We start from the raw sequence: 1,950 nt of genomic DNA on the forward strand, positions 1-1,950 counted from the left end.
GCCAACCTGCGCACCCATCCATCGGTCGCGCTTGCGATCGCCCAGGGCAGCGTTCGCCTGCACGGTTGGGTCTATGACATCGGCAGCGGTGGTATCGACGCGCTCAATGGAAAGACCGGTCGCTTCGTCTCCCTCTTCGACAACCCTCATGTCACCGCCAGCGATACGAGCGCGTCGCGCGGCCCGAACCCGGTCGGCACACCGGCGGGGGCTTAAGCGCACACGACACTTTACCCCAATCAATGAAAAGGAATTGAACATGCTGCAATCTCAGGCGAGCGCATCAGCGCGCCAAGCTCTCACCGAAGCCGCGATCGTCGCGAAGGCGCTGAAAGACCTCTCTTGGAAGGAGATCGCGGAAGGAACCGGTTATGCCCGCGAATTCGTGACCGCGGCGGTCCTCGGCCAGCACCCGCTGCCGAAGGAAGCGGCGCAGATGGTCGGCGAGCGCCTCGGATTCGATGCCGGGCAGATCCTCCTGTTACAGGCCATCCCGATCCGCGGCAGCTTCCCTGAGGGCGTACCGACTGATCCGACGCTCTACCGGTTTTACGAGATGATCCAGGTCTACGGGACCACGTTGAAGGCAATCGTCCACGAAGACTTCGGCGACGGCATCATCAGCGCGATCAATTTCCGCCTGAAGGTGGAAAAGGTCGAGGATCCTGACGGCGGTCACCGCGCGGTCATCACGATGGACGGGAAGTATCTGCCGACCAAACCCTATTGATGGCGGAGTGCCGGCGGCCCGTGCGCTGAGGGCACCCATCAGGACCGAATTCTACCACCCCGGATTCTGCGGGCGGATGTTTCCCGGTTTGGTAGTTTTCGGGCTGTGCGCTCGTCATTGCTGTGACGATGTCGCCTTCGCTCCGATCTCACGCTGCGCTATGGCTGCCGATGGACGACGTTCGGAGGCGGCGCGGTGTCGTGACCCGCTGCCGAACTGATCGGGCGCCGCGCTGGTGGTGGGGAATCGCATGGCATTGATCGATAAGCTGACCGCCGCCGAGCGCCTGATCTTGAGCGGTATCGTCATGGTCGAGCGCAACGACGATCCTCTGGCGGTGCATGTCGTTGCCGCATCGGCCTTAAGCTTGCTCCGCGAACTCATCGACAAGGGTGGTGACAACTACGCTGCGATGGTGCTCCAGCAGGGGCTGTTCCACGCGGCAGCAGCTCGTCGCGCTGGAACCCCCGTCAACTTGCCGACCTCACCGGAGATCGATGCGCTCATCGACGATGTTGCGGCTGGGATCGAAAAGGGCGCCATCAAGCATCCATCGGATCTCACCGTGACGCTCGACGCGAAGGAACTGCACAAGCTGCTCGGGTACATCACCCGCCCATTCAACTTCCTGAAGCACGCTCAGAAAGACCCGTTGGCAACGCTCGATGAAAGCGATGTCGACGGGACCGGCGCGATCATGCACGCGGTGACCGCCTACACGATGCTGTGCCCAGCCGAACCGCTGCCCGAGCAGGTCGGTGCGTTCCTCAGGGCGCACGGCATTATTTGAAAGCCTTCCGGCCATCTTGGGCCAGGAAGATCTGTTTTGAGAGTCAGCGAAGAGAGGCGAGAGTAGCAAGATCCAATGCCTCGTGCAGCTCCGACACATCGGCCTCCGCGACCAACCATTCCGCAGGGCTATCCGCAAAGAAGCGCTCCACACGTTCGGCTTCGGAAGGAGGGACCGGCATATCCTGAAAGCGGTCGGTCCACCGCGCATCGATGAACCGGACCAGGGCGGCCCAAGCGGACGGTTCAGCCTCATGAAGCTCCACCGTCTGTATGCCATCGTAGAGGATCGCAAGGACCGTAACTAACACCGCGGCGCCTGCTCCGAAGGGACATTGGCGTCACCTCAAGCTTTGTACGCTGAACAACGATTTTCCGGACATAATGTGAACATTGGTGTCAGGCAGCGGCGCGAAGGTACTGGTAGAGGG

General features: G+C 61.6%; 3 protein-coding genes and 1 pseudogene. 3 read left to right on the forward strand and 1 reads right to left on the reverse strand.

Annotated features, from left to right (window positions below; translation table 11 throughout):
* From BGN95_RS06530 to BGN95_RS06540, 3 genes and pseudogenes are all read left to right on the forward strand, one after another.
* Positions 1–216 (forward strand): annotated as a pseudogene (locus BGN95_RS06530) (hypothetical protein); the annotation flags it as partial.
* Positions 217–259: 43 nt separating this feature from the next.
* Positions 260–730, forward strand: a complete 471-nt coding sequence (gene cynS, locus BGN95_RS06535) for a cyanase (protein WP_286772012.1) — start codon at positions 260–262, stop codon at positions 728–730.
* Positions 731–980: 250 nt separating this feature from the next.
* On the forward strand, positions 981–1,520 hold the full coding sequence (locus BGN95_RS06540) for a hypothetical protein (protein WP_286772013.1): 540 nt from the start codon (positions 981–983) through the stop codon (positions 1,518–1,520).
* A 43-nt stretch (positions 1,521–1,563) separates the two neighbouring features.
* On the opposite strand, the gene BGN95_RS06545 is transcribed toward BGN95_RS06540, so the two are convergent.
* Positions 1,564–1,830 carry a hypothetical protein gene (locus BGN95_RS06545; protein ID WP_286772014.1) on the reverse strand — a complete coding sequence of 89 codons (267 nt, stop codon included), beginning with the start codon at positions 1,828–1,830 and terminating at the stop codon, positions 1,564–1,566.
* Positions 1,831–1,950 lie beyond the last annotated feature (120 nt).

The sequence above is a fragment of the Sphingomonas sp. 66-10 genome (genome assembly GCF_001897045.1).
GTDB classification, from domain to species: Bacteria; Pseudomonadota; Alphaproteobacteria; order Sphingomonadales; family Sphingomonadaceae; genus Sphingomonas; species Sphingomonas lycopersici.

Bases quoted from the DNA above. Each gene is read 5' to 3' on its own strand.
- cynS (WP_286772012.1), top strand. From the start codon at position 260: ATGCTGCAATCTCAGGCGAGCGCATCAGCGCGCCAAGCTCTCACCGAA.
- BGN95_RS06540 (WP_286772013.1), top strand. From the start codon at position 981: ATGGCATTGATCGATAAGCTGACCGCCGCCGAGCGCCTGATCTTGAGC.